This window comes from Streptomyces sp. NPDC005402, assembly GCF_040606575.1.
GTDB lineage: Bacteria > Actinomycetota > Actinomycetes > Streptomycetales > Streptomycetaceae > Streptomyces.
The window spans coordinates 1-25,737 of sequence record NZ_JBEXFB010000051.1 but is presented as its reverse complement, the minus strand read 5'-3'; the positions used below and the strand labels follow the sequence as shown (position 1 = coordinate 25,737).

General features: G+C 70.0%; 14 protein-coding genes, 1 tRNA gene and 1 rRNA gene. 12 read left to right on the top strand and 4 right to left on the bottom strand.

Annotated elements, in window-relative coordinates:
• The 3 genes from rrf to ABZT02_RS44645 all read left to right on the top strand — a co-directional run.
• A 5S ribosomal RNA gene (gene rrf / locus ABZT02_RS44655) occupies positions 1–93 on the top strand; the annotation flags it as partial.
• Between the two features lie 114 nt (positions 94–207).
• Positions 208–870 carry a DegT/DnrJ/EryC1/StrS family aminotransferase gene (locus ABZT02_RS44650; RefSeq protein WP_356028925.1) on the top strand — a complete coding sequence of 221 codons (663 nt, stop codon included), beginning with the start codon at positions 208–210 and terminating at the stop codon, positions 868–870.
• A gap of 74 nt (positions 871–944) precedes the next feature.
• Positions 945–1,020 (top strand) — tRNA-Thr (locus ABZT02_RS44645).
• A gap of 47 nt (positions 1,021–1,067) precedes the next feature.
• Here the strand turns inward: ABZT02_RS44645 and ABZT02_RS44640 are convergent.
• Complete coding sequence (locus ABZT02_RS44640; protein ID WP_356028923.1) at positions 1,068–3,821, bottom strand: SpoIIE family protein phosphatase; 2,754 nt, start codon at positions 3,819–3,821, stop codon at positions 1,068–1,070.
• Positions 3,822–4,217: 396 nt separating this feature from the next.
• On the opposite strand from ABZT02_RS44640, the gene ABZT02_RS44635 reads away from it, so the two are divergent.
• The 9 genes from ABZT02_RS44635 to ABZT02_RS44595 all read left to right on the top strand — a co-directional run bounded on the left by ABZT02_RS44635 (position 4,218) and on the right by ABZT02_RS44595 (position 18,545).
• Complete coding sequence (locus ABZT02_RS44635) at positions 4,218–9,689, top strand: HAMP domain-containing protein (RefSeq protein ID WP_356028921.1); 5,472 nt, start codon at positions 4,218–4,220, stop codon at positions 9,687–9,689.
• Positions 9,690–9,933: 244 nt separating this feature from the next.
• Positions 9,934–10,617 carry a response regulator gene (locus ABZT02_RS44630; protein WP_352382458.1) on the top strand — a complete coding sequence of 228 codons (684 nt, stop codon included), beginning with the start codon at positions 9,934–9,936 and terminating at the stop codon, positions 10,615–10,617.
• 143 nt (positions 10,618–10,760) lie between these two features.
• Positions 10,761–13,478, top strand: coding sequence for a DNA translocase FtsK (locus tag ABZT02_RS44625; RefSeq protein ID WP_356028918.1), 2,718 nt, complete (start codon positions 10,761–10,763; stop codon positions 13,476–13,478).
• Positions 13,479–13,722: 244 nt separating this feature from the next.
• The gene (locus tag ABZT02_RS44620) at positions 13,723–14,559 is read left to right on the top strand and encodes a RodZ domain-containing protein (protein WP_356028916.1); all 837 of its coding nucleotides are present in this window, start codon (positions 13,723–13,725) and stop codon (positions 14,557–14,559) included.
• A 93-nt stretch (positions 14,560–14,652) separates the two neighbouring features.
• Positions 14,653–16,146, top strand: coding sequence for a 30S ribosomal protein S12 methylthiotransferase RimO (rimO, locus tag ABZT02_RS44615; RefSeq protein WP_356028914.1), 1,494 nt, complete (start codon positions 14,653–14,655; stop codon positions 16,144–16,146).
• Positions 16,143–16,982 (top strand): CDP-diacylglycerol--glycerol-3-phosphate 3-phosphatidyltransferase, encoded by an 840-nt coding sequence (gene pgsA / locus ABZT02_RS44610; RefSeq protein WP_356028911.1) that lies wholly within the window; start codon positions 16,143–16,145, stop codon positions 16,980–16,982. Before rimO ends, pgsA begins: the two co-directional genes overlap by 4 nt.
• Entirely contained in the window at positions 16,979–17,524 is a 546-nt protein-coding gene (locus ABZT02_RS44605) for a CinA family protein (RefSeq protein ID WP_356028909.1), read from the top strand. The genes pgsA and ABZT02_RS44605 overlap by 4 nt, the downstream gene beginning before the upstream one ends.
• Before the next feature lie 109 nt (positions 17,525–17,633).
• The gene (locus ABZT02_RS44600; protein WP_007385114.1) at positions 17,634–18,014 is read left to right on the top strand and encodes a helix-turn-helix transcriptional regulator; all 381 of its coding nucleotides are present in this window, start codon (positions 17,634–17,636) and stop codon (positions 18,012–18,014) included.
• Positions 18,015–18,224: 210 nt separating this feature from the next.
• Positions 18,225–18,545, top strand: coding sequence for a hypothetical protein (locus ABZT02_RS44595; RefSeq protein ID WP_356028906.1), 321 nt, complete (start codon positions 18,225–18,227; stop codon positions 18,543–18,545).
• Here the strand turns inward: ABZT02_RS44595 and ABZT02_RS44590 are convergent.
• The 3 genes from ABZT02_RS44590 to ABZT02_RS44580 form a co-directional block, all read right to left on the bottom strand.
• Entirely contained in the window at positions 18,493–19,257 is a 765-nt protein-coding gene (locus tag ABZT02_RS44590) for an SDR family NAD(P)-dependent oxidoreductase (protein WP_356028903.1), read from the bottom strand. The genes ABZT02_RS44595 and ABZT02_RS44590 overlap by 53 nt on opposite strands.
• A 32-nt stretch (positions 19,258–19,289) precedes the next feature.
• Positions 19,290–20,150, bottom strand: coding sequence for a DNA-formamidopyrimidine glycosylase family protein (locus ABZT02_RS44585; RefSeq protein ID WP_356028900.1), 861 nt, complete (start codon positions 20,148–20,150; stop codon positions 19,290–19,292).
• Between the two features lie 353 nt (positions 20,151–20,503).
• Positions 20,504–25,432 carry an ATP-dependent helicase gene (locus ABZT02_RS44580; protein ID WP_356028897.1) on the bottom strand — a complete coding sequence of 1,643 codons (4,929 nt, stop codon included), beginning with the start codon at positions 25,430–25,432 and terminating at the stop codon, positions 20,504–20,506.
• Between the last annotated feature and the right edge of the window lie 305 nt (positions 25,433–25,737).

The window sequence follows — 25,737 nt, the reverse complement described above, 5'->3', positions numbered from 1 at the left end:
ACGCCCGGTTACATTCCGAACCCGGAAGCTAAGCCTTATAGCGCCGATGGTACTGCAGGGGGGACCCTGTGGGAGAGTAGGACACCGCCGAACAATTATTCAAAGGGTTGGATCCTGAACTTCGGTTCAGGGTCCAACCCTTTTTTGTTGGGCGTCACTTGAAGTTCACGTTGCGCAACCACCATCCGCAGCATGGGTACTGCTGCAATGCTCAGGGCTGCCGGCGTCGGAGTCGGTGACGAGGTCGTCGTACCGGCCTTCGGGAACGTGGAGGTCGCCGAGGCGGTGACACTCGCGGGTGCGCTCCCGGTGTTCGCGGACATACATCCGGTCAGCTACTGCCTTGACGCGTCGGCTGTCGAAGCGGCCATAACTCCGCGCACGGCAGCGGTCGTTGTCGTACACCGATTCGGTCGACCGGCCGACATGGCGCGGTTGCTCGGGGTCGGGCGGCGGCACGGGTTGCTGGTGCTGCAGGAGGGCGAGTCCGAGGCGCCGTACGACGAGGTCGCTCAGCGTCGGGAGCGGGCCTGCTATCTCGATGGGAAGTTGCGCGGGGTGCGCACGCCCGATGGCGGGGACGGGCACACCTATCAGCAGTACGTCGTGCGAGTTCCGGGTAATGGGCGGCCGGACCGGGACGCTTTCGCCCGGGCTTTGCGGGGCAAGGGAGTTGACTGCCGGGTGCCGGTGAAGACGCCAGTGCACCGGCTGCCCGAGTTCCGGCGTTGTGTGACGCTGCCGGAAACCGAGCGGGCCGCCGACGAGACGCTTGCGTTGCCGGTGGATGCCTCGCTGACCAAGCGGGACATGCAGCGGGTGGTGGGCGCGTGCAATGCCCTCGGGGGACTGCTTCAGCCCGCCTTCTGAGTGAGTTGGGAGCACGGGTCTGCTCGGGGTATGATCTATTCCGTTGCCGCGAGGGAAACCTCGAAAAGTGACAGGCCCCCTTAGCTCAGTCGGCAGAGCGTCTCCATGGTAAGGAGAAGGTCAACGGTTCGATTCCGTTAGGGGGCTCCAGCCAAAAGGCCCCGCCCATTCGGGCGGGGCCTTTTTCATGCTCTCCATCAGTCCGTCTGCAGGCCCGGGACGCGCATCGCCAGGATCGCCATGTCGTCGGACGGAGCGTCGGAGGCGAAGCGCTCGACCGCACGCATGATGCGGGCCGCGACCGCGCCGGCTGTCAGGCCCGTGCAGGTGGTGAGGACGTCGGCGAGGCCGTCGTCGCCCAGCATGCGGGTGCCTTCCCGGCGTTCGGTGACGCCGTCCGTGACGCAGAGGAGGACGTCGCCCGGGTCGAGGGTGACCGTCTGCTCGTAGAGCTCCAGGTCGTCCATGACGCCGAGGAGTGGCTGGGGTTCGGCGGCCGGTTCCACGGTGCCGTCCTGGCGCAGGCGGAGCGGGAGCGGATGGCCGGCGCAGACGACCTTCAGGCGGGCGCTGCCGTCCTCCTGGGGCCACAGCTCGCCGTAGAGAAGGGTCAGGAAGCGGCTGCGGGCGCCCTCGTCGAGGATCGCGTTGTTCAGGCGCTCCAGGACGGCGGGACCGCTCAGGCCCTCCCTGGCCAGCAGACGGAGGGCGTGCCGCGCGAGGCCCGTCACGGCCGCCGCGTTCGGGCCCGTACCGCAGACGTCGCCGATGGCGAAGCCGTACGCGCCGTCGCTGATGGGGAAGACGTCGTAGAAGTCGCCGCCGACCTCGTTGCCCTCGCCGGCCGCGCGGTAGATGACCTCGACCTCGACGCCGTCGATCTCGGGCAGCTCGGGTGGCAGGAGGCTGCGCTGGAGGGACTGGCTGATGGCCGTGCGCTCGGAGTAGAGGCGGGCGTTGTCGAGGGCGAGGGCGGCCCGGCGGGACAAGTCCTCGGCCAGTTCCAGGATTTCCTGGCGGAAGTGTTCGTCGGCGGGCTTGCCGAGGGTCAGCATGCCGATGACACGGTTGCGGGCGACCAGGGGGAGGACGACCGTCTCGCCGCCCACCGCGGAGGCCGTGGCGAGCGTGGGGCCGATTCCGGAGGCGATCTGGCGGGTGGGGCCGCCGCTGAGGCCGAGGCTGCGCATGGAGCTGCGCAGAGCCGCCTGGTGGGCCGCTTCGCCGGGTGCCGACCAGACACGGGCGCCGGGGGTGGGGACCGGGTCCGGGGGCTGGATCTTCGAGAGCAACGACTTGATGCCGTCGATGAGTTCCTCGTCCTCGTGCAGGACGTACGACAGATAGGGCTCCGAGGCCTGGTCGGCGATCGTGTACACGGCGCACCAGGTGGCCAGGGTCGGGACGGTCATCTGGGCCATGAGGGCCAGGGTCTGGTCGCGGTCCAGGGTGCCGGCCAGGAGGTCGGAGGCCTCGACGAGGAAGCTCAGCGAGCCTCGGCGCAGCTTCTCCAGTTCACCCAGACGAGCCGACTCGACCGCCAACGCGATGCGGTCGGCGGCGAATTGGAGGCGCAGGGCTTCTTCGTTCGAGTATCTGCCGGGCCCCTCCGCGGCCACCCCCAGGGAGCCGGTGAGGCGACCCTCCACCTTCAGCGGGACCGTGACGACCGAGCGCATGCCGGTGCCGCTCAGGAGCGGTACGGCGCCCGGTACGGCCGCGAGGTCGTCGTGGACGGCCGGCATGCGGGCCGAGCTGTAGCGGCCGGGGCCGGCCTCGACGGGCACGCGCGCGAAGCGCTGCCGGGCGGAGGGCAGGCCGGTGGAGGCGCGGACCTCCAGCTCCGTCTCGTCGTCGGTCGCGAGGAGCAGGAAGGCGGAGTCGCCGTCGAGCATGTCGCGCGCGCGTTCGACCGTGCGCTGGAGGAGACCGTCGAGGTCGTCCGGGGCCGGCGAGCCGATGAACACCTCGAAGGGGTCAGTGCTCTGGCCGTCGCCGGAGGTGTTCGTGTCGGAGGCGGGGACGCGCAACGGCGTCTGGAGTACGGCCCGTTCGTGGTCGCGCACAAGGAGGCAGACCGTGGAGGGCTCGCCGCCGGTGTCGCGGACGCGCAGGTGAGAGGCGTAGACCGAGGTGACACGGCCGTTGGCTGCCCTTATGCCGTAACTGCCCTCCCAGCGGGAGAGTTGGAGCGCCTCGGCGATTCCGGTGCTGGTGCCCGGGGTGTGCGGCCAGGCCGCGAGGTCGGTCAGGGGCTTGCCGATGACCTGTTCGGCGGCGTAGCCGAAGAGTTCCTCGGCGTCCTCGTTCCACGAGGTGATGGCGCACGTACGGTCGATCTGTACGACGGCGACGCGGACGCGGCCGTCGGCCAGCGGGAGGAGGTCTGCGGGCAGGGACGGTCCTGCCGTGCGGGTGCCCACCCGGCGTTCCGGGAGGTCGAGTTGGAACCAGACCTGCTTCTGGGTGGGGGTGTAATCGACGCCCCAGCGGCCGGCGAGCGCGGCGCAGAGCTGGAGGCCGCGGCCGCCCTCGCGGTCGAGGTTGCCCATGTTGACGGCCTGGCCCTGGAGGGGGATCTCCCGCTCGGGGTAGCGGTCGGCCACCTCGATGCGTACACCGTCGTCACTGCGCAGGCACAGGACATCGGCGGAGGTGCCCGCGTGCACCACGGCGTTGGTGACGAGTTCGCTGGTGAGGACCACCGCGTCGTCGACGATGTCGGCGAAGCCCCAGCCCTGGAGGGTGTCGCGGACGAAGGAGCGGGCGGTCGCTACCGATCGTCCGACGGGCTCGAAGCTGGCGGCCGCGCGCGCGGTGATCACAGAACTCCTCGACCGGTTGTCGACGTGCAGGGCTGCCTGGCCGACCGGCTCGTGCCGCTGCTGCGGCAGACCGCCCGTCGGCCGGGGATCCGGGTTCTGTCCCCCGGGGATCAGTCCGGTGGTCATGTGTGCGGCCGCCCTCCGATGCCCGCTCGTGCTCGTGCCACCGCCCAGTCCGGACGGACCGGCTCGGCTGGACAGCCGCATGCAAGGTTACTTACCTTCGACGGCCATGCGGATGCCGGTCTGCAGTGTTTCCGTCCGGAGGGTGTGCGGACGATGTGCGAAGCTGCCGAACTGTTATGGCCGGGTTCAACCGGGGTGAAACACTGGGCAGGCTCCTGAAGAAGGTTCGGGCAGGCCGAGTGGCTTGAGCGTACGGCGGGCAGCAGCCCGTGGTGCGGCTTTGCGTGCCTGGTTGAAATATCGCTGTAGTAAGCAGAAGCACGTGGCAGCAACAGGTGTGCCGCGCGGTACCACCCGAGCACAGCAGTAACGGTCGACCCCTGCGGGAGGGACACAGTGGAGTCTGGCGCAGCGACGCGGGGCACTAAGACGCGCGCGAAAGGCGGACAGTCCGCGAGCGGCCAGCGCAAACCGCGGGGTGGGACCACCGCGGTGGACACGGCTGCGCTGGACCGGCTGATGGCGGCGCTGGTCTCGATGCGTGACGGGAACTTCCGCAAGCGGCTCACGGTGTCCGGCGACGGCGTGATGTCGGAGATCGCGGCCGTCTTCAACGAGGTGGCCGACCGCAATCTGCATCTGACGGGTGAGCTGTCGCGGGTGCGGCGCATGGTGGGCCGTGAGGGCAAGCTCACGGAACGGCTGGAAACAGGCGCCTGTGAGGGCTCCTGGGCGTCCGCCATCGATGCCTCCAACGCGCTCGTGGACGATCTCGTACGGCCCGTTTCCGAGGTCGGCCGGGTCCTGTCCGCGGTCGCGGAGGGCGATCTGTCGCCCCGCATGGAGCTCAGGACCCAGGCGCCCGACGGGACGGGGCATCCGCTGCGCGGGGAGTTCCTGAAGGTCGGGCGGACTGTAAACAACCTTGTCGATCAGTTGTCGACGTTCACCGACGAGGTCACGCGCGTGGCCAGCGAGGTCGGGACCGAGGGCAAGCTCGGCGGGCAGGCACGCGTGCGTGGCATGTCGGGGTCGTGGAAGGACCTCACCGAGTCCGTCAACACGATGGCGTACCGGTTGACGGCCCAGGTGCGGGACATCGCGCTGGTGACCACGGCGGTCGCCAAGGGCGATCTCTCGCGGAAGGTCACCGTTCACGTGGCCGGCGAGATGCTGGAACTGAAGAACACCGTCAACACGATGGTGGATCAGCTGTCGTCCTTCTCCTCCGAGGTGACCCGCGTCGCGCGCGAGGTGGGCGTCGAGGGTGAGCTCGGCGGCCAGGCGCAGGTGCCGGGTGTGGCCGGGGTGTGGAAGGACCTCACCGATTCGGTGAACCTCATGGCCGGCAATCTGACGGCCCAGGTGCGCGGGATCGCCCAGGTGACGACGGCGGTGGCCAGTGGTGACCTGTCGCAGAAGGTGACGGTCTCCGCGCGCGGCGAGGTCGCGCAGCTCGCCGACACGATCAACCAGATGACCGAGACGCTGCGGATCTTCGCGGACGAGGTCACCCGTGTGGCCAACGAGGTCGGTGCGGAGGGACAGCTCGGCGGCCAGGCGAACGTGCCGGGCGCGGCGGGGACGTGGAAGGATCTCACCGACTCGGTGAACACGGTCTTCCGGAACCTCACCACGCAGGTGCGGGACATCGCCGCCGTGACGACGGCGGTGGCCAACGGTGACCTGTCGCAGAAGGTCACCGTCGACGTGGCCGGCGAGATGCTGGAGCTGAAGAACACCGTCAACGGGATGGTGGACCAGCTGTCCGCGTTCGGTGCCGAGGTGACGCGCGTCGCGCGCGAGATCGGTGTCGAGGGTGAGCTGGGCGGGCAGGCGCAGGTGCCCGGGGCCGCCGGTACCTGGAAGGACCTCACCGACTCCGTCAACACCGCGTTCCGGAATCTCACCGGACAGGTGAGGAACATCGCCCAGGTGACGACGGCGGTGGCCAACGGTGACCTGTCGCAGAAGGTCACCGTGGACGTCTCCGGCGAGATGCTCCAGCTGAAGAACACCGTGAACACGATGGTGGACCAGCTCTCCGCCTTCGCCGACCAGGTGACGCGGATGGCCCGGGACGTGGGCACCGAGGGCCGGCTGGGCGGTCAGGCCGTCGTACCCGGCGTGTCCGGGACGTGGAAGGAGCTCACCGACTCCGTCAACTTCATGGGTGGCAACCTCACCTCTCAGGTGCGGCAGATCGCCCAGGTGACGACCGCGGTGGCCCGGGGTGACCTGTCCCAGAAGATCGACGTCGATGCGCGCGGCGAGATCCTGGAGCTGAAGAACACCATCAACACGATGGTCGACCAGCTCTCCGCCTTCGCCGACCAGGTGACCCGGGTGGCCCGGGAGGTGGGCACCGAGGGACGCCTCGGCGGACAGGCGCAGGTGCCCGGCGTGGCGGGTGTGTGGCGTGACCTGACCGACTCCGTGAACGGAATGGCAGGAAACCTTACCGCCCAGGTGAGGAACATCGCCCAGGTGGCGACCGCGGTGGCCCGGGGTGACCTGTCCCAGAAGATCGACGTGGACGCGCGCGGCGAGATCCTGGAGCTGAAGAACACCCTCAACACGATGGTCGACCAGCTCTCCAGCTTCGCCGACCAGGTGACGCGGGTGGCCCGTGAGGTGGGCACCGAGGGCATCCTCGGTGGCCAGGCCGAGGTGCAGGGTGTCTCCGGCACCTGGAAGGACCTCACCCAGTCCGTGAACTTCATGGCGAACAACCTGACCATTCAGGTGCGCAACATCGCCGAGGTCACCACCGCGGTCGCCAAGGGCGATCTCTCGAAGAAGATCACCGTCGACGCGAAGGGCGAGATCCTCGAGCTCGTCACCACCGTCAACACGATGGTCGACCAGCTCTCCAGCTTCGCCGAGCAGGTGACCCGGGTGGCCCGTGAGGTGGGCACCGAGGGCCAGCTGGGCGGGCAGGCGCGGGTTCCGGGTGTCACGGGCATCTGGAAGGACCTCAGCGACAACGTGAACCTGATGGCCAACAACCTGACCATGCAGGTGCGCAACATCTCCCAGGTCGCGAACGCGGTCGCCAACGGTGACCTCACGCGGACGGTGACGATCGAGGCGCGCGGTGAGGTCGCGCAGCTCGCCGACACCTTCAACACCATGGTGAAGACACTGAGCTCGTTCGCCGACCAGGTCACCAAGGTGGCCCGTGAGGTGGGCACGGACGGCATCCTGGGCGGCCAGGCGCGGGTGCCCGGTGTGGCCGGCACCTGGAAGGACCTCACCGAGTCCGTGAACCAGATGGCGTCCAACCTGACCGGTCAGGTGCGCAACATCGCCATGGTGACCACGGCCATCGCCAAGGGTGACCTGACGAAGAAGATCGACATCGACGCCCGCGGCGAGATCCTGGAGCTGAAGACGACCATCAACACGATGGTCGACCAGCTGTCGTCCTTCGCCGAGGAGGTCACCCGGGTCGCCCGTGAGGTGGGTACCGAAGGACAGCTCGGCGGCCAGGCACGCGTGCGTGACGTCGACGGCACCTGGCGCGACCTCACCGAGTCCGTGAACGAAATGGCAGGAAACCTCACCCGCCAGGTACGAGCCATCGCGCGCGTGGCGACCGCGGTGACCCGGGGCGACCTGAACCTGAAGATCGACGTGGACGCGTCCGGAGAGATCCAGGAGCTCCAGGACTACATCAACAAGATGATCGCCAACCTGCGCGACACCACGATCGCCAACAAGGAGCAGGACTGGCTCAAGGGCAACCTGGCCCGTATCTCGGCGCTCATGCAGGGCCGCCGGGACCTGGAGGACGTGGCCTCGCTGATCATGAGCGAGCTGACACCGGTGGTGACCGCGCAGCACGGCGCGTTCTTCGTCGCGATGCCGCTCCTGGACGGCAAGGACATCAGCACCGAGGCCGAGGACCAGTACGAGCTGCGGATGCTCGGGTCGTACGGCTACTCGATGGGTTCCATGCCGACGTCGTTCCGGCCGGGGGAGGCGCTCATCGGGACGGCTGCCGAGGAGAAGCGAACGATCCTGGTGGACAACGCGCCCAGCGGCTATCTGAAGATCTCCTCCGGTCTCGGAGAGGCGCCGCCCGCGCAGGTGATCGTCCTCCCGGTGCTGTTCGAGGGCAAGGTGCTCGGTGTCATCGAGCTCGCTTCCTTCACCCCCTTCACGCAGATCCAGAAGGACTTCCTCAACCAGATCGCCGAGATGATCGCGACCAGCGTCAACACCATCTCCGTCAACACCAAGACGGAGGTGCTGCTGAAGCAGTCGCAGGAGCTGACCGAGCAACTGAGGGAGCGGTCGGCCGAGTTGGAGAACCGGCAGAAGGCCCTCCAGGCGTCCAACGCCGAGCTGGAGGAGAAGGCCGAGCTGCTGGCCCAGCAGAACCGCGACATCGAGGTCAAGAACACCGAGATCGAGGAGGCGCGGCAGGTCCTGGAGGAGCGCGCCGAGCAGCTCGCCGTGTCCATGCGGTACAAGAGCGAGTTCCTGGCCAACATGTCGCACGAGCTGCGTACGCCGCTCAACTCCCTGCTGATCCTCGCCAAGCTGCTCGCCGACAACGCGGACTCCAACCTCACCCCGAAGCAGGTCGAGTTCGCCGAGACCATCCATGGCGCGGGCTCCGACCTGCTCCAGCTGATCAACGACATCCTCGACCTGTCGAAGGTCGAGGCGGGCAAGATGGACGTGTCCCCGACGCGCATCGCGCTCGTGCAGCTCGTGGACTACGTGGAGGCCACCTTCCGGCCGCTGACCGCGGAGAAGGGCCTGGATCTGTCCGTGCGGGTCTCGCCGGAGCTGCCCGCCACGCTGCACACCGATGAGCAGCGGCTGCTCCAGGTGCTGCGCAACCTGCTGTCCAACGCGGTGAAGTTCACCGACTCCGGGGCCGTCGAGCTGGTGATCCGGCCCGCCGGGCGGGATGTGCCGGTCGCGATCCGGGAGCAGTTGCTGGAGGCCGGTTCGCTGCGCGACGCGGACTCCGACCTGATCGCGTTCTCGGTGACGGACACCGGGATCGGTATCGCGGCCAGCAAGATGCGGGTGATCTTCGAGGCGTTCAAGCAGGCCGACGGCACGACCAGTCGCAAGTACGGCGGCACGGGACTCGGGCTGTCGATCTCGCGGGAGATCGCGCAACTGCTCGGCGGAGAGATCCACGCGCAGAGCGAGCCGGGACGCGGATCGACGTTCACGCTGTATTTGCCGTTGCACCCCAGCGAACTGCCGCCGCAGGGTTACCAGCAGTCCATGCCCGCCCTGGAGGCCGACGACCTGGTGGCGTCCAGGTCGGAGAACGGGATGGCCGGAGTCGAGGTCGAGACGCCGGCCGAGGTGAAGTCGTACCAGGAGACGCAGAACGGTGCCGCGGCGCTCTTCCGGCGCCGTCGCAGGACCGCACCGGCCCTCGAACAGCGGATCGGGCAGCCGGACCAGTGGTCGGCGGTGGAGCACCAGGCCGCGCCGCAGCCGCGTCGGGGCATCCGGTTCGGCGGGGAGAAGGTGCTGATCGTCGACGACGACATCCGCAACGTCTTCGCGCTCACCAGCGTCCTCGAACAGCACGGACTGTCGGTGCTCTACGCGGAGAACGGCCGTGAGGGCATCGAGGTGCTGGAACAGCACGAGGACGTGGCGGTCGTCCTGATGGACATCATGATGCCCGAGATGGACGGTTACGCGACGACCAACGCGATCCGCAGGATGCCGCAGTTCGCCGGGCTCCCGATCATCGCGCTGACCGCCAAGGCGATGAAGGGCGACCGGGAGAAGGCGATCGAGTCGGGCGCCTCCGACTACGTGACCAAGCCGGTCGATCCCGATCATCTGCTGTCCGTGATGGAACAGTGGATGCGAGGGGAGTGATGGGAATCAGCGAAGTTCACGCGGAGTTGCTGACTCAGTGTGCCCGACGCCGTGTAGAAGTACGGGATTCGGGGAACCTTCTGGTCTCCCGCTACGTTTCTGCTTCGTGCACAGTGACATCACGGTGACAGGGTGTGGCGACAGACAGGGTGCGGCTACGATGACCGGCACAAGGACGGGCGGCGAAAGGGAGTCGTCCCCAGGGGCGGCACCCGGTGCACATCCGGGGCGAGGAGGGCGGGCCATGGTGCAGAAGGCCAAGATCCTCCTGGTCGATGACCGGCCGGAGAATCTGCTGGCGCTGGAGGCCATCCTCTCCGCGCTCGATCAGACACTGGTGCGGGCATCGTCCGGGGAGGAAGCGCTCAAGGCGCTGCTCACGGACGACTTCGCGGTGATTCTGCTGGACGTCCAGATGCCGGGCATGGACGGTTTCGAGACCGCGGCGCACATCAAACGGCGGGAGCGGACCCGGGACATCCCGATCATCTTCCTCACCGCCATCAACCACGGGCCGCACCACACCTTCCGGGGGTATGCGGCGGGTGCGGTGGACTACATCTCCAAGCCGTTCGACCCGTGGGTGCTGCGCGCGAAGGTCTCGGTGTTCGTCGAGCTCTACATGAAGAACTGCCAGCTGCGGGAGCAGGCGGCGCTGCTGCGGCTCCAGTTGGAGGGCGGCGGAGGCAGGGCGGCGGTCGGGGACGCGAAGGAGCCGGCGGGTCTGCTCGCCGAGTTGTCCGCGCGGCTCGCGGCGGTCGAGGAACAGGCCGAGGCGCTTTCGAAGCAACTGGACGACGAGTCCGCGGACGCGGCCGCGGTGGCCACCGCGGCCCATCTCGAACGCAAACTCACGGGGTTGCGGCGGGCACTGGACGCGCTGGAGCCGGGCACCGGGAGTTCGCCGTCGGTGCCCTCGCAGAACTGAGCGGAACTGACGTGTGGCGCAAGTGTTCCCGCCCGGCACGCGGGTGAGCCCGCGTCAGCTCGGCACCTTCCCGGAAGCGACACGAACGGGTGAAGCAGTGGGCACACGTGTCCGCGGGCGTCTCCACCGGTAATCTCACACCTATGGCCTCACGTCCCTCCGCAGCCAAGAAGCAGCCCGCCAAGAAGGCTGCCGCTCCCGCGAAGGGTCCGGCGAAGGCGCCTGCGAAGAAAGCACCGGCGAAGAAGGCGCCCGCCAGGAAGGCCGTGGCGAAGAAAGCCGCGCCGCCGAGGCCGGCGCCCAGCCCGACCGGAGGCGTCCTCCGGCTCATCCGCGCCCTCTGGCTCGGCCTCGCCCATGCCGTGGGCGCGGTGTTCCGCGGGATAGGGCAGGGTGCGAAGAACCTCGACCCCGCGCACCGGAAGGACGGCGTGGCACTTCTGCTGCTGGGCCTCGGCCTGATCGTGGCCGCCGGCACCTGGTCGAACCTGCGCGGCCCCGTCGGTGACCTCGTCGAGATCATCGTGACCGGCGCCTTCGGCCGGCTCGACCTGCTCGTGCCGATACTGCTCGCGGTCATCGCCGTGCGGTTCATCCGGCACCCCGAGAAGCCCGAGGCCAATGGCCGGATCGTGATCGGCCTGTCCGCGCTCGTCATCGGCGTGCTCGGCCAGGTCCACATCGCCTGTGGCTCTCCCGCCCGCAGCGACGGCATGCAGGCGATAAGGGACGCCGGGGGCCTCATCGGCTGGGGAGCGGCGACTCCACTGACGTACACCATGGGCGAGGTCCTCGCCGTACCGCTGCTCGTCCTGCTGACGGTCTTCGGGCTGCTCGTCGTCACGGCCACCCCGGTCAACGCGATCCCGCGGCGGCTGCGGGAGCTCGGTGTGCGGCTCGGGCTCCTTCCCGACCCGATGGACGAGTTCGGCGAGGACGACGAGCGCTACGACGATCAGTGGCGCGAGGCGCTGCCTCCGCGGGGGCGCAAGCGCGGTTCTGCGCCCGAGTCGTACGACCCCGACGGAGCGGAGCAGGACGCACTCTCGCAGCGTCGTGGGCGCCCCCGGCGGTCAGCGGTGCCGCAGCCCGCCATGGACCGGCGGATGGACGCCGTGGACATCGCCGCGGCCGCCGCCGCGGATCTGGACGGCGTGGTCATGCACGGCCTGCCGCCCTCGCCGCTGGTCGCCGACCTCACCCAGGGCGTCAGCGTGGGCGACCGGGTGGAGACGACCCCGGTTCCCACACCGGTCCCGGCCGCGCGGCCCAAGCAGGAGGCGCGTCCGAAGCAGGAGAAGCTCAAGGTCGAGGTCGCCGACCTCACCAAACCGGTTCCCGAGGCTCCCAGCGAGCTGCCTCCGCGTGCGGAGCAGCTCCAGTTGTCCGGCGACATCACCTACTCGCTGCCCTCGCTCGACCTCCTGGAGCGCGGCGGTCCAGGCAAGGCGCGCAGCGCGGCCAACGACGCGGTCGTCGCCTCGCTCACCAACGTCTTCACCGAGTTCAAGGTCGACGCCGCCGTCACCGGCTTCACGCGCGGGCCGACGGTCACGCGCTACGAGGTCGAGCTCGGTCCCGCCGTGAAGGTCGAGCGGATCACCGCGCTCACCAAGAACATCGCCTACGCCGTCGCCAGCCCCGATGTGCGGATCATCAGTCCGATCCCCGGCAAGTCGGCGGTCGGCATCGAGATCCCGAACACCGACCGCGAGATGGTCAACGTCGGTGACGTACTGCGGCTCGCCGACGCCGCCGAGGACGATCACCCGATGCTCGTCGCGCTCGGCAAGGACGTCGAGGGCGGCTACGTCATGGCGAACATGGCGAAGATGCCCCACATCCTCGTGGCCGGCGCCACCGGCTCGGGCAAGTCGTCGTGCATCAACTGCCTGATCACGTCGATCATGTGCCGCGCGACCCCCGAGGACGTCCGTATGGTCCTCGTCGACCCCAAGCGCGTCGAGCTGACGGCGTACGAAGGCATTCCGCACCTGATCACGCCGATCATCACCAACCCGAAGCGGGCGGCCGAGGCCCTGCAGTGGGTCGTACGGGAGATGGATCTGCGCTACGACGACCTCGCCGCGTTCGGATACCGGCACATCGACGACTTCAACCAGGCCGTCAGGGACGGCAAGCTGAAGACGCCGGAGGGCAGCGAGCGGGAGCTGAAGACCTACCCCTATCTGTTGGTGATCGTCGACGAGCTGGCCGACCTGATGATGGTCGCGCCGCGGGACGTCGAGGACTCGATCGTGCGCATCACACAGCTCGCGCGTGCGGCCGGCATCCACCTGGTGCTCGCCACGCAGCGGCCGTCGGTCGACGTCGTGACCGGTCTGATCAAGGCGAACGTGCCCTCGAGGCTCGCGTTCGCCACCTCCTCGCTCGCCGACAGCCGCGTCATCCTGGACCAGCCGGGCGCCGAGAAGCTGATCGGCAAGGGCGACGGGCTGTACCTGCCGATGGGTCAGAACAAGCCCACGCGTATGCAGGGTGCCTTTGTCACCGAGGACGAGATCGCGGCGGTCGTCCAGCACTGCAAGGACCAGATGGCGCCGGTCTTCCGGGACGACGTCGTCGTGGGCACCAAGCAGAAGAAGGAGATCGACGAGGAGATCGGCGACGACCTCGACCTGCTGTGCCAGGCGGCCGAGCTGGTCGTCTCCACGCAGTTCGGGTCGACCTCCATGCTCCAGCGCAAGCTGCGGGTCGGGTTCGCGAAGGCGGGTCGGCTGATGGACCTGATGGAGTCCCGGGGCATCGTCGGACCCAGCGAGGGGTCCAAGGCTCGTGACGTTCTTGTGAAGGCTGACGAGCTGGACGGAGTGCTCGCGGTGATCCGCGGGGAGGCTTAGAGGGAGCCCGGAGCGGGTGCGGCGACCGATGTTCGATCGTGACTCACCCGTAAGGGATCATCGAGCAACCGTTTCCCTTCGGCGTACGTCAAGTTGAGGGAAGCGAAAAGCTGCTGCCCCACCATCGGCGTGTTCGGCCATTCCGATGGCGTACAAAGTCCCACCGCCCGGTTGCCCCACCCTTTCGCACCCCCCCTAGACTGAACCTCCAGCACAGGTGGCTAAACGCTCGAAAGGCGCCCCCGTGTCCATCGGCAACTCCCCTGAAGACGAGCGTCCGTTCGAAGACGACCGACAGGAAGCCCACCTCTCCGTCGGCCACGCCCTGAAACAGGCGCGGATCGCCGCCGGGCTGACCGTCGACGACGTCAGCAACGCCACCAGGGTCCGCATCGCCATCGTGCATGCCATCGAGGCGGACGACTTCGCCCCCTGTGGTGGCGATGTGTACGCCCGGGGTCACATCCGGACCCTGGCCAAGGCCGTCCATCTGGATCCGGCCCCCCTTCTGGACCAGTTCGCCGCCGATCACGGCGGCGGGCGTCCGGCCCCGACCCCGGCCGCCCCGCTGTTCGAGGCGGAACGCATCCGTCCCGAGCGGCGCGGACCCAACTGGACCGCGGCCATGGTCGCCGCGATCGTCGCCGTGGTCGGCTTCGTCGGGTTCACCGCGTTCACGGGCGGCGACGACGGCGGGACAGCACAGGTCGCCGACGGCACCACGCCCGCCACCAGCAAGTCTCCGACGCCCAAGTCCGACAGGACCACCAAGGACCCGAAGCCCACGCCGTCCGACAGCGCCATCGCGGCGGCGCCCCAGGACAAGGTGACCGTGCAGGTCAGCGCCGCCGACGGAAAGAGCTGGATCCTCGCCAAGGACCACAACGGCCGGACCCTCTTCGACGGACTGCTCAAGCAGGGCGACTCCAAGACCTTCCAGGACAGCGACAAGATCAACCTCGTCCTCGGTGACGCCGGGGCGATCCAGCTGTACGTGAACGGCAAGAAGATCGACGACGACTGGCAGCCCGGAGCCGTGGAGCGCCTGACGTACACCAAGGGCGACCCTCAGGTCGGATAGCTCTCTGTTCGTTTTTTCGCTGCGAAGGGGTTGGCCAAGATCGGCCAACCCCTTCGACGTGGGGTGTCAGTGGGACGAAGTAGTCTTGAGCCCATGCCTGAACGCCGTACCGTCGCACTCGTCACTCTTGGCTGCGCCCGCAACGAGGTGGACTCGGAGGAGCTCGCAGGCCGTTTGGAGGCGGACGGCTGGGATCTCGTGGAGGACGCCGCCGACGCGGACGTCGCCGTCGTCAACACCTGTGGTTTTGTCGAGGCCGCCAAGAAGGACTCCGTCGACGCCCTCCTGGAGGCCAACGACCTCAAGGGTCACGGCAGAACCCAGGCCGTCGTGGCGGTGGGCTGCATGGCCGAGCGGTACGGCAAGGACCTCGCCGAGGCGCTGCCGGAGGCGGACGGGGTGCTCGGCTTCGACGACTACGCCGTCATCTCCGACCGGCTGCAGACCATCCTCAGCGGTGGCATCCACGCCGCGCACACCCCGCGCGACCGGCGCAAGCTGCTGCCGATCAGCCCGGCCGAGCGGCAGGACTCGGCGGCGTCCGTCGCGCTGCCGGGCCACGGTCCGGCCGAGGAAGCCGTTCCCGCCCCCGCGGACCTTCCGGATGGCCTCGCGCCTGCCTCAGGCCCCCGTGCGCCCCTGCGCCGCCGTCTGGACGGCTCCCCGGTCGCCTCGGTGAAGCTCGCCTCCGGCTGCGACCGGCGCTGCTCCTTCTGCGCCATCCCGTCCTTCCGCGGCTCCTTCATCTCCCGCCGCCCCTCGGACGTCCTCAACGAGACACGCTGGCTGGCCGAGCAGGGCGTCAAGGAGATCATGCTGGTCTCCGAGAACAACACGTCGTACGGCAAGGACCTCGGTGACATCCGCCTGCTGGAGTCGCTCCTGCCGGAGCTCGCCGAGGTGGCCGGCCTCGAGCGCGTGCGGGTCAGCTACCTCCAGCCCGCCGAGATGCGGCCCGGCCTGATCGACGTGCTCACCTCCACGCCCAAGGTCGTGCCCTACTTCGACCTGTCCTTCCAGCACTCCGCCCCCGGCGTGCTGCGCGCGATGCGCCGCTTCGGCGACACCGACCGCTTCCTGGAGCTCCTCGACACCATCCGAGGCAAGGCCCCCGAGGCCGGTGTGCGCTCCAACTTCATCGTGGGCTTCCCCGGCGAGACCGAGGCCGACCTCGCCGAGCTGGAGCGGTTCCTGACCGGCGCGCGACTGGACGCCATCGGCGTCTTCGGGTACTCCGACGAGGAGGGCACCGAAGCGGCGACGTACGACAACAAGCTGGACGAGGACCTGGTCGCCGAGCGGCTGGCACGTGTCTCCCGGCTCGCCGAGGAACTCGTATCGCAGCGCGCCGAGGAGCGCGTCGGCGAGACCGTGCACGTGCTGGTCGAGTCCGTGGACGAGGAGGGTGTGCACGGCCGTGGCGCGCACCAGGCGCCGGAGACCGACGGCCAGGTGCTGCTCACGAGCGGCGAAGGTCTGAGTGTCGGTCGTATGGTCGAGGCGAAGGTGGTCGGTACGGAAGGTGTCGACCTGGTGGCCGAGCCGCTCGACGGCTCGCTCGCGTGTAGTGAGGAGGCGGGCAGATGACCGGAGTTCCGGCGTCCGCCGCGGGTGGCCCCTCCGCCGCGAAGGGCGGACCGGCGGGCGCGGTTTCGGGCGCCGCGTCCGGCGTGGCACCGAGCGCTCCCTCGGACGCGGTCTCCGCTACGGCTGCCGAGGTGCGTGCCGGTGCCGTCCCCGGAGTAGCGGTCGTCGCCGGAGCGGCTTCGGAGGCCGACTCCGACTCCGGTGCGAGGCCCCCGCGCGGCAAGAAGATCGCGGCTGCGGCCGTCAACCAGGCCAGCGTCTGGAACATCGCCAATCTGCTGACCATGCTCCGGCTGGTCCTCGTGCCCGGCTTCGTCGCCCTGATGCTGGCCGACGGCGGGCACGACCCCGCGTGGCGCTCGTTCGCCTGGGCGGCCTTCGCGGTCGCCATGATCACCGACCTGTTCGACGGCCACCTGGCGCGCGCCTACGACCTCGTCACGGACTTCGGGAAGATCGCCGATCCCATCGCCGACAAGGCGATCATGGGGGCGGCGCTGATCTGTCTCTCCGGGCTCGGCGACCTGCCCTGGTGGGTGACGCTCGTCATCCTCGGCAGGGAACTCGGAATCACCCTCCTGCGTTTCCTCGTCATCCGGTACGGCGTGATCCCGGCGAGTCGGGGCGGCAAGCTCAAGACCCTCAGCCAGGGCATCGCCGTAGGCATGTACATCCTGGCGTTGACGGGGTGGCTGGCCACCGCGCGGTTCTGGGTGATGGCTGTGGCGGTCGTGCTGACCGTCGCGACCGGACTCGACTATGTGAGACAGGCCATTGTGCTGCGCAGGCAGGGAATCGCCGAGCGCAAGGCGGCGTTGGAGGAGACGGAAGCGTGAGTTCCCCAGCCGCCCAAGTGGTACGACTACTCACCGTGAAGGGTCAGACGCTCGCGGTCGCCGAGTCGCTCACCGGCGGACTGGTTGCGGCGGAAATCACAGCCGCCCCCGGTGCGTCCCAGGCGTTCCGGGGTTCGGTGACCGCCTACGCCACCGAACTGAAGCATGAGCTGCTGGGTGTCGACGCCACCCTGCTGGACCAGCGAGGTGCGGTGGATCCGCAGGTCGCGGCCCAGATGGCGGCCGGAGTGCGGAAGGCACTCGGCGCCGACTGGGGGGTCGCGACCACCGGAGTCGCGGGTCCGGAACCGCAGGACGGCAAGCCCGTCGGAACGGTTTTCGTGGCGGTCGACGGGCCCTCCGTCGGCGCTTCCGAAGCAGCGGGTGGCGGGAAAGTGACCGCGCTGCGGTTGAACGGCGACCGCGCGGAAATTCGTATGGAGAGTGTACGGAGCGTACTCGCACTCCTCCTGGAGGAGCTCGCGAGCGAACAGACCGGAAATGAGCGGGCACAGGATACGGAACGGAACGGGGGGTTTTGATGTTTGCAGCCCTGAGTGAACACGACATCGCTCCCCGCACGGCCGCGGCGCAAGGCGGTACGGTGGGGCGTGAAGGATGCGGCTACGCGGTCCGAGGAGGGAGCCACCGATGATTCTGCTCCGTCGCCTGCTGGGTGACGTGCTGCGTCGGCAGCGCCAGCGCCAGGGCCGTACTCTGCGCGAAGTCTCCTCCTCCGCCCGAGTCTCACTCGGCTATCTCTCCGAGGTGGAGCGGGGGCAGAAGGAGGCTTCCTCCGAACTGCTCTCCGCGATCTGCGACGCGTTGGACGTACGGATGTCCGAGCTCATGCGGGAAGTGAGCGACGAGCTCGCCCTCGCCGAGCTGGCCCAGTCTGCTGCGGCCACCCCCAGCGAGCCCGTACCGGCGCCCGTGCGCCCGATGCTGGGTTCCGTGTCGGTGAAGGGTGTGCCACCGGAACGGGTGACCATCAAGGCACCGAGCGAAGCTGTGGACGTCGTAGCGGCGTGACGCTCGCGCTCGGTCTGCCATGAGCCGATTGGCTCGCCGAGAGGAAGTCTGCGAGGCCCCGGACGGGTTTCTCCAGTTGGTCTGGAGAGGCGCCGGTCGGGGTTTTCGTGCATCTTGGAGCGACGGCCGCGTCAGTGCGTCCGTGTGCCCTTGGTGCGCCCTCCCCGGTGGGTGCGGCGGCGGTCTAGCGTCCGGGCTGGAGGTGGCTGCATGGCGGGGCCGACAGTACGCCGGGGGGTGGCTCTCGGGCTCGGGGCGCTGTGGTGGTGGGCCGTGGCGCGGCTGGTGCTGGCGCCGGACGCCGGGCTGCTCGAAGGGGCGGTCGCGGCGGGTGGGTGGGGGCTGAGTCTGCTGCCGGTGCACTGTGTTCCGAAGACGCGGGCCGCGGGGGCCGTAGGTGCTGGGCGGTGGCGTCAGGCGTGGCGGGCAGCGGTGCCTGCGGGCCCCGGGCAGGCCGGGGAGGTGGGGGCCACGGGGGCTACCACGGCATCGCCACCCCACCGTTCGGGCGGAGGATCTGGCCCGTCGTGAAGGACGAGGCGTCGGAGGCCAGGTAGAGCACGGCGTGGGCGATGTCCTCCGGTTCGCCCACGCGCTTGAGCGGTGACATACGGGACATGAGCGCCTCGGTGTGGGCCTGGGCGTCCTCGTCGTGCCGGTCGGTCATGGGGGTGCGGATCCAGCCGGGCGCGACGGCGTTGACCCGGATGCCGTACCGGCCGACCTCGGTGGCCAGGGTCTTCGTGAGTTGTACGACGGCCGCCTTGGCCGCTCCGTAGCAGAGCAGGCCGGCGCCGCCCGTGTCCACGGCGCCGGATGCCATCGTGACGATGCTGCCCCTCGTCCTCCGGTCGAGCATCAGACGGGCCGCCTCCTGGCAGGCGTGGAGCACACCCCTGAAGTTGACGTTCAGGACGCGGTCGAGATCCTCGTCCCGCGTCTCCAGAACAGGGCTGCTGTGCATGATCCCGGCGATCGCGGCGAGTACGTCCAGGCGCTCGCAGGAGGTGATGGCCTGGCGGAGCTGTTCGCGGTCGGTGACGTCGAGGGGGTGGGTGCGGGCGGTGCCGCCGGCGTCCTTGATCCGGGTCGCCGTCTCGTGCAGCCCCGCCGCGTCGAGGTCGGCGCAGTGGACGGTGGCGCCCGCCTCGGCGAGCAGGACGGCGGTCGCGCGGCCGATGCCACTGGCGGCGCCGGTGACGAACGCGGTGCGTCCGGTGAGGTCGTACGCGCTGACGGCCATGGAGCGACGGTACGAGCGTTTCTGACGGATCGTCAATTGGTCGTACGGCGTGAGGTTCCGGGGTGTGTTCCACCCGGAGCCCTGCGGAGTGGGCCCGGGGTCGGGCCGACCTGGCAGGCCGGACACCAGTACGTGGGGCGTTCGCGGGAGCCGTCGCCCTGGTCGGCGACGCGGATCGAGGTGCCGCAGCGGAGGCAGGGGCGCGGTGCGCGGCCGTAGACGAACAGGTCCTGGCCGCGGCGGCCGGTACCGGTCGTGGCGCGGACCGGGCGGTCACGGTTGTCCTCCAGGAGCTTTTTGGCGAGCGCGGGGAGCTGCGCGGCGCGGTCTGCGGGGAGGGCGCCGATGGGGATCCAGGGGGTGGCGCCGAGCAGGAAGCAGAGCTCGCTCTTGTAGACGTTGCCGATGCCGGCGAGATTGCGCTGGTCGAGGAGGGCCTCGCCGAGCGGGCGGGTGGGGTCCTGGAGGAGGTTGGCGAGGGCGCGCTCGGGGTTCCAGTCCGGGCCGAGGAGGTCGGGGCCGAGGTGGCCGACGGCCTTGTGTTCGTCCGCGGTGCGGAGCAGTTCGAGGACGGGGAGGCGGTAGCCGACGGCCGTGTGGTCCGGGTTGGCCAGGATCGCGCGGATCTGGTGGGCGGGGCCGCCTGTCCAGCGCTGGTTTTCTGCGTACACCTTCCAGGAGCCGTCCATGCGGAGGTGGGAGTGGAGGGTCAGGCCGCCTTCGATGCGGGTGAGGAGGTGTTTGCCGCGGGGGGTGACGTCGAGGACTCTGCGGCCGGTGAGGTCGGCTGTGGCGTACTTCGGCACCCTCAGGTCGCTGCGGGTCAGCACCTTGTCCGCGAGGGCGGTGTGCAGGCGCTTCGCGGCTTGCCAGACGGTGTCTCCTTCGGGCATGGGTCAAGGGTGGCATGGGGTGGGGCGGGGTGGTGGGGACGGCCTCGGTTTCGCCTTCGGCTGGTTTGGTCCCACCCGCACCACCCGTGCTGGGTTCGTGGTCGGGTGCGGGTGGCTCCTGTGGGGCGTGCTCGCCGTCGGCGGCTGCGGGGGCGCGGGGGGCGGGTGACCTGCGTGTGGCGGCGAGGGGTGGGTGTGCTGGTGAGGAGCCTGGAGTTCGGGTGGTCGCGGGACTGCGTAAGGCCGTAAGGCCGGTGGATCCGGGGCAGCACCCCGGGACGGCTTTCCGTGGGGACCCGTGGGCCGCGTCACGACCACGGAGGCCCGGGGGTGGTGTGAGGCGTGTCGGGGGGTTATGCGCGCAGGCGTAGGCCCCGTGGGGTGGCGATGAAGCCCGCTGTTTCCAGGAGGGTGCCCAGGGGGGAGGTAAGGGCTGAGGTGCCGTTGATGCGTTCCACCGTGACGGTGCCCAGGGAGCCTGCCTTGGCGGCTGCTGCCAGGGCTTCGGACGCCGTGCGTAGGCGGGGGTCGTCGGTGGGGGTGGTGTCGGGGATGGTGCCGGGCGTGGAGGGCCAGGCCAGGAGGGTCTTGCCGCCCCGCTCCATGTAGAGCGTGAGTTCGCCGTCCACGAGAACCACGAGGGAGCCCGCCTTGCGGCCCGGCTTGTGGCCCGCCTCGGTCGGGGGGTCGGGCCAGGGAAGGGCGGCACCGTAGGCGTTGGCGGGGTCCGCGGCGGCGAGGACCACGGCTCGGGAGGCGTCGGAGGCGTTCTGCCTGCGGTTGCCGAAGCCGGAACCGTACGCGGGCGTGCCTTGCCAGTGCTGGGGAGCGGGCTGGGGTGGGTAGTCCTGCGGTGAGATGTACTCGTCGCGGGAGGCGGGGGACACGGGGGACGGGACACCGTCTGTGCCGGCTGCGGGGCCGGGGCCGTCCGGGTTGTCGAAGGCGCGGGTCCAGTCCCAGTCCTCGGTCGCGGGGTCGCCTTGTGCCGAGTCCGCACTCCAGATGTCGGGAGTGCCGGTCTCCGGCAGCGGCTCGCCGCGGTCGCGGGCGTTGGACACCGCGCGGAGGCGGTCGACCGCACCGTCCATGGCGAACTGGGCGGCGCCGAGGCCCTCCACGACATAACCGCGGCGAGCCTGGCCGCTGTCCTCGAAGGCGGAGAGGATGCGGTACGTAGCCGAGAAGCCGCCCTCCACGCCCTCCGCCGCCACCGCTCCGCGGGTCACCACTCCGTGGCGGTCGAGGAGGGTGCGGGCCAGAGCGTGGGCGCGCACGGTGGGGTCGGGCTCGCGCTGGGGGAGCAGGGACCAGCGGCCGGCGACGGTCGGCGGGCCGGTGCGGGAGGCGGTGCGTGCCGCGGCGGTGAGGGAGCCGTACCGGCCGCGGGGGATCGTGCGCTTGGCGCGGTGGGCGGTGGAACCGGCGGTGCGGCCGGAGCCCAGCAGGGAGCGCATGGGGGTCAGGGTGTCGTTGGTGAGCCGTCCCGACCAGGCGAGGTCCCATACGGCGTCGGCCAGTTGGGGGTCGGTGGCGTCGGGGTGCGTGGTGGCGCGGACCTGGTCGGCGATCTGGCGGAAGAACAAGCCGTAGCCGCCCGTGAGGGCATCGAGGACGGACTGGTGGAGAGCCGTCAGCTCCAGCGGGTGGGGCGGTGGCAGGAGGAGGGGGGCCGCGTCCGCCAGGTACAGGGAGACCCAGCCGTCCTTGCCCGGGAGCGCGCCCGCTCCGGCCCAGACGATCTCTCCGGCGGCGGTGAGTTCGTCGAGCATCGCCGGGGTGTAGTGCGTGACGCGCGACGGCAGCACGAGCTTCTCCAGCGCGGAGGCGGGCACGGAGGCGCCCTGCAACTGCTCCACGGCACGCACCAGTCCGTCGATGCCCCGCAGGGAGTGGCCCTTGCCGATGTGCTGCCACTGCGGCAGGAACTGGGCGAGGGCCGGTGGCGGTACCGGTTCGAGTTCGTGGCGCAGCGCTGCCAGGGAGCGGCGGCGCAGGCGGCGGAGCACGGTCGCGTCGCACCATTCCTGGCCGATGCCCGCCGGGTGGAACTCTCCCTGCACGACACGTCCGCTCGCGGCCAGGCGCTGCAGCGCGCCCTCGGTGACCGCCGTGCCCAGGCCGAAGCGGGCGGCGGCCGTCGTCGAGGTGAAGGGGCCGTGGGTGCGGGCGTAGCGCGCGAGGAGGTCACCGAGAGGGTCCTTGACCGGTTCGGTGAAAGCCTCCGGGACACCGACCGGCAGTGCTGTGCCGAGAGCGTCGCGCAGGCGGCCCGCGTCCTCGATGGCCGCCCAGTGGTCGGCGCCGGCGACCCGGACCTTGATCGTGCGGCGGGCTCGGGCGAGATCGTGCGCCCACTGCGGCTCGGCGCCCCGCTCGGCCAGTTCGGCGTCCGTGAGCGGGCCGAGGACACGGAGGATGTCCGCGACGCCCTCGGGGTCCTTGACCCGGCGGTCCTCGGTGAGCCACTGGAGCTCCCGCTCCAGCTCGGTCAGGACCTCGGCGTCGAGCAGCTCGCGCAGCTCCGCCTGGCCCAGCAGCTCGGCCAGCAGACGCGAGTCCAGCGAGAGGGCCGCCGCCCGGCGCTCGGCGAGGGGCGAGTCACCTTCGTACAGGAACTGGGCGACATAGCCGAAGAGGAGGGACCGTGCGAACGGGGAGGGCTCGGGGGTGGTGACCTCGACCAGGCGGACCCTGCGGGACTCCAGGTCGCCCATCAGCTCGACGAGGCCGGGGACGTCGAAGACGTCCTGGAGGCACTCACGGACCGCCTCCAGGACGATCGGGAACGAACCGAACTCGCTCGCCACCTGGAGCAGTTGAGAAGCGCGCTGGCGCTGCTGCCACAGGGGGGTGCGCTTGCCGGGGTTGCGGCGCGGCAGCAGGAGCGCCCGGGCGGCGCATTCGCGGAAGCGGGCGGCGAACAGGGCCGAGCCGCCGACCTGGTCGGTGACGACCTGGTCGACCTCGCCCTTGTCGAAGACGACGTCCGCGGCGCCCACCGGGGCCTGTTCGGCGTCGTACTCCGTGCCGGTCCTGGTCGGTTCCCGGTCGAGGAGGTCCAGGCTCATGATGTCGGCGTCGGGCAGCCGCAGGACGATGCCGTCGTCGGCGTGCATGACCTGGGCGTCCATGCCGTAGCGCTCGGAGAGCTTGGCGCCGAGGGCGAGGGCCCAGGGGGCGTGGACCTGGGCGCCGAACGGGGAGTGGACGACGACCCGCCAGTCGCCGAGTTCGTCGCGGAAGCGCTCCACGACGATCGTGCGGTCGTCCGGGACATGGCCGCAGGCTTCGCGCTGCTCGTCCAGGTAGGACAGGACGTTGTCCGCCGCCCACGCGTCCAGGCCCGCGGTGAGGAGGCGCAGGCGGGCGTCCTCCTTGGACAGGGAGCCGACCTCGCGGAGGAACGCGCCCACCGCGCGGCCCAGTTCGAGGGGGCGGCCCAGCTGGTCGCCCTTCCAGAAGGGGAGCCTGCCGGGAACGCCGGGGGCGGGCGAGACCAGGACACGGTCGCGGGTGATGTCCTCGATGCGCCAGGAGCTGGTGCCGAGCGTGAAGACGTCCCCGACGCGCGACTCGTAGACCATCTCCTCGTCGAGTTCGCCGACCCTCCCGCCGCCCTTCTTGGGGTCGGAGCCGGCCAGGAAGACGCCGAAGAGGCCGCGGTCGGGGATGGTGCCGCCGGAGGTGACGGCCAGGCGCTGGGCACCGGGGCGGCCGGTGATCGTGCCGGCGATGCGGTCCCAGACCACGCGCGGGCGCAGTTCGGCGAAGGCGTCGGAGGGATAGCGGCCCGCGAGCATGTCGAGGACGGCGGTGAAGGCGGACTCGGGGAGGGAGGCGAACGGGGCCGCTCTGCGGACCGTGGCGAGGAGGTCGTCGAGCTGCCAGGTGTCCATCGCGGTCATCGCGACGATCTGCTGGGCGAGGACGTCCAAGGGGTTCGCGGGGACCTTGAGGGACTCGATGGAGCCGGTGCGCATGCGTTCCGTGACGACCGCTGCCTGAACCAGGTCGCCTCGGTACTTCGGGAAGACCACGCCGGTGGAGACCGCGCCGACCTGGTGGCCCGCGCGGCCGACGCGTTGCAGACCGGAGGCCACGGACGGGGGTGACTCGACCTGGATCACCAGGTCCACCGCGCCCATGTCGATGCCAAGTTCGAGGCTGGACGTGGCCACTACCGCCGGGAGGCGGCCCGCCTTGAGGTCCTCCTCGACCAGGGCGCGCTGTTCCTTGGAGACCGAGCCGTGGTGGGCGCGGGCGATGACCTGGGGTGCGCCCTGGGCCGCGCCTGAGCCGCCCATGAGTTCGGCCGGGGCGTGGTGTTCGTCCAGGGGCTCGCCGGTGGCGCGCTCGTAGGCGATCTCGTTGAGACGGTTGCAGAGGCGTTCCGCGAGGCGGCGGGAGTTCGCGAAGACGATCGTGGAGCGGTGGGACTGGACGAGGTCGGTGATCCGCTCCTCCACGTGGGGCCAGATGGAGGGGCGTTCCGCGCCTTCGTTGCCCTCGGCCACCGGGGAGCCGCCGAGTTCACCCAGATCCTCCACCGGGACCACGACCGAGAGGTCGAACTCCTTGCCGGACTTCGGCTGAACGATCTCCACCTTGCGCTGGGGGGAGAGGTAGCGGGCGATCTCGTCGACCGGACGGACCGTGGCGGAGAGACCGATGCGGCGGGCCGGCTTCGGGAGGAGTTCGTCCAGGCGCTCCAAGGAGAGGGCCAGGTGGGCGCCGCGCTTGGTGCCGGCCACGGCGTGGACCTCGTCGAGGATCACCGTCTCGATGCCGGCGAGTGCGTCCCGGGTCGCCGACGTCAGCATCAGGAACAGCGACTCCGGGGTGGTGATCAGGATGTCCGGGGGGCGGGTGGACAGGGCCCGGCGCTCGGCCTGAGGGGTGTCGCCGGAGCGGATGCCCACCTTGACCTCGGGCTCGGGGAGGCCCAGACGGACGGATTCCTGGCGGATGCCGGTGAGGGGGCTGCGGAGGTTGCGCTCCACGTCGACGGCGAGGGCCTTGAGGGGCGAGACGTACAGGACCCGGCAGCGCTTCTTGGGGTCCGCGGGCGGGGGTGTGGAGGCCAGCTGGTCCAGAGCGGCGAGGAAGGCGGCCAGGGTCTTGCCGGAGCCGGTGGGGGCGACGACGAGCACGTCCGAACCTTCTGCGATGGCCTGCCACGCGCCGGCCTGGGCGGTGGTGGGCGCGTCGAACGCACCCGTGAACCAGCCGCGGGTGGCGGGGGAGAAGCCGTTCAGGGCTCGGTGTGCTGGGCTGACCATGCGTCCATCCTGCACCCGGGGTCTGACAATGCCTCCGGCGGTTGGGGTTGTCGTCTGGCTGCGGGGCCGGTGGGGGCGGGCGTTTTTGCGCAGTTCCCCGCGCCCCTGAATGCCTGCGGCGGCCTGTGCGGCTTCGGTGGGCGCTGGTGTAGCGCGTTCGGTTCGGTGGGTGGGTCGGGGCCGGGGTGGGGGGTGTCCGTCCTCGGTCCGGCGGCTCGGCTGCTTCAGAGGGGCTCGGTACCGGACGCCGGCCGCATATCTAGGATTCTAGGGCTTCGAATTTCATGCTCAGGGATTTTTATCAC

Coding starts and splice junctions, on each gene's coding strand:
- ABZT02_RS44650 (WP_356028925.1), top strand. CDS start 208: ATGCTCAGGGCTGCCGGCGTCGGAGTCGGTGACGAGGTCGTCGTACCG.
- ABZT02_RS44640 (WP_356028923.1), bottom strand. CDS start 3,821: ATGACCACCGGACTGATCCCCGGGGGACAGAACCCGGATCCCCGGCCG.
- ABZT02_RS44630 (WP_352382458.1), top strand. CDS start 9,934: ATGGTGCAGAAGGCCAAGATCCTCCTGGTCGATGACCGGCCGGAGAAT.
- ABZT02_RS44625 (WP_356028918.1), top strand. CDS start 10,761: ATGGCCTCACGTCCCTCCGCAGCCAAGAAGCAGCCCGCCAAGAAGGCT.
- rimO (WP_356028914.1), top strand. CDS start 14,653: ATGCCTGAACGCCGTACCGTCGCACTCGTCACTCTTGGCTGCGCCCGC.
- pgsA (WP_356028911.1), top strand. CDS start 16,143: ATGACCGGAGTTCCGGCGTCCGCCGCGGGTGGCCCCTCCGCCGCGAAG.
- ABZT02_RS44600 (WP_007385114.1), top strand. CDS start 17,634: ATGATTCTGCTCCGTCGCCTGCTGGGTGACGTGCTGCGTCGGCAGCGC.
- ABZT02_RS44595 (WP_356028906.1), top strand. CDS start 18,225: ATGGCGGGGCCGACAGTACGCCGGGGGGTGGCTCTCGGGCTCGGGGCG.
- ABZT02_RS44590 (WP_356028903.1), bottom strand. CDS start 19,257: ATGGCCGTCAGCGCGTACGACCTCACCGGACGCACCGCGTTCGTCACC.
- ABZT02_RS44585 (WP_356028900.1), bottom strand. CDS start 20,150: ATGCCCGAAGGAGACACCGTCTGGCAAGCCGCGAAGCGCCTGCACACC.
- ABZT02_RS44580 (WP_356028897.1), bottom strand. CDS start 25,432: ATGGTCAGCCCAGCACACCGAGCCCTGAACGGCTTCTCCCCCGCCACC.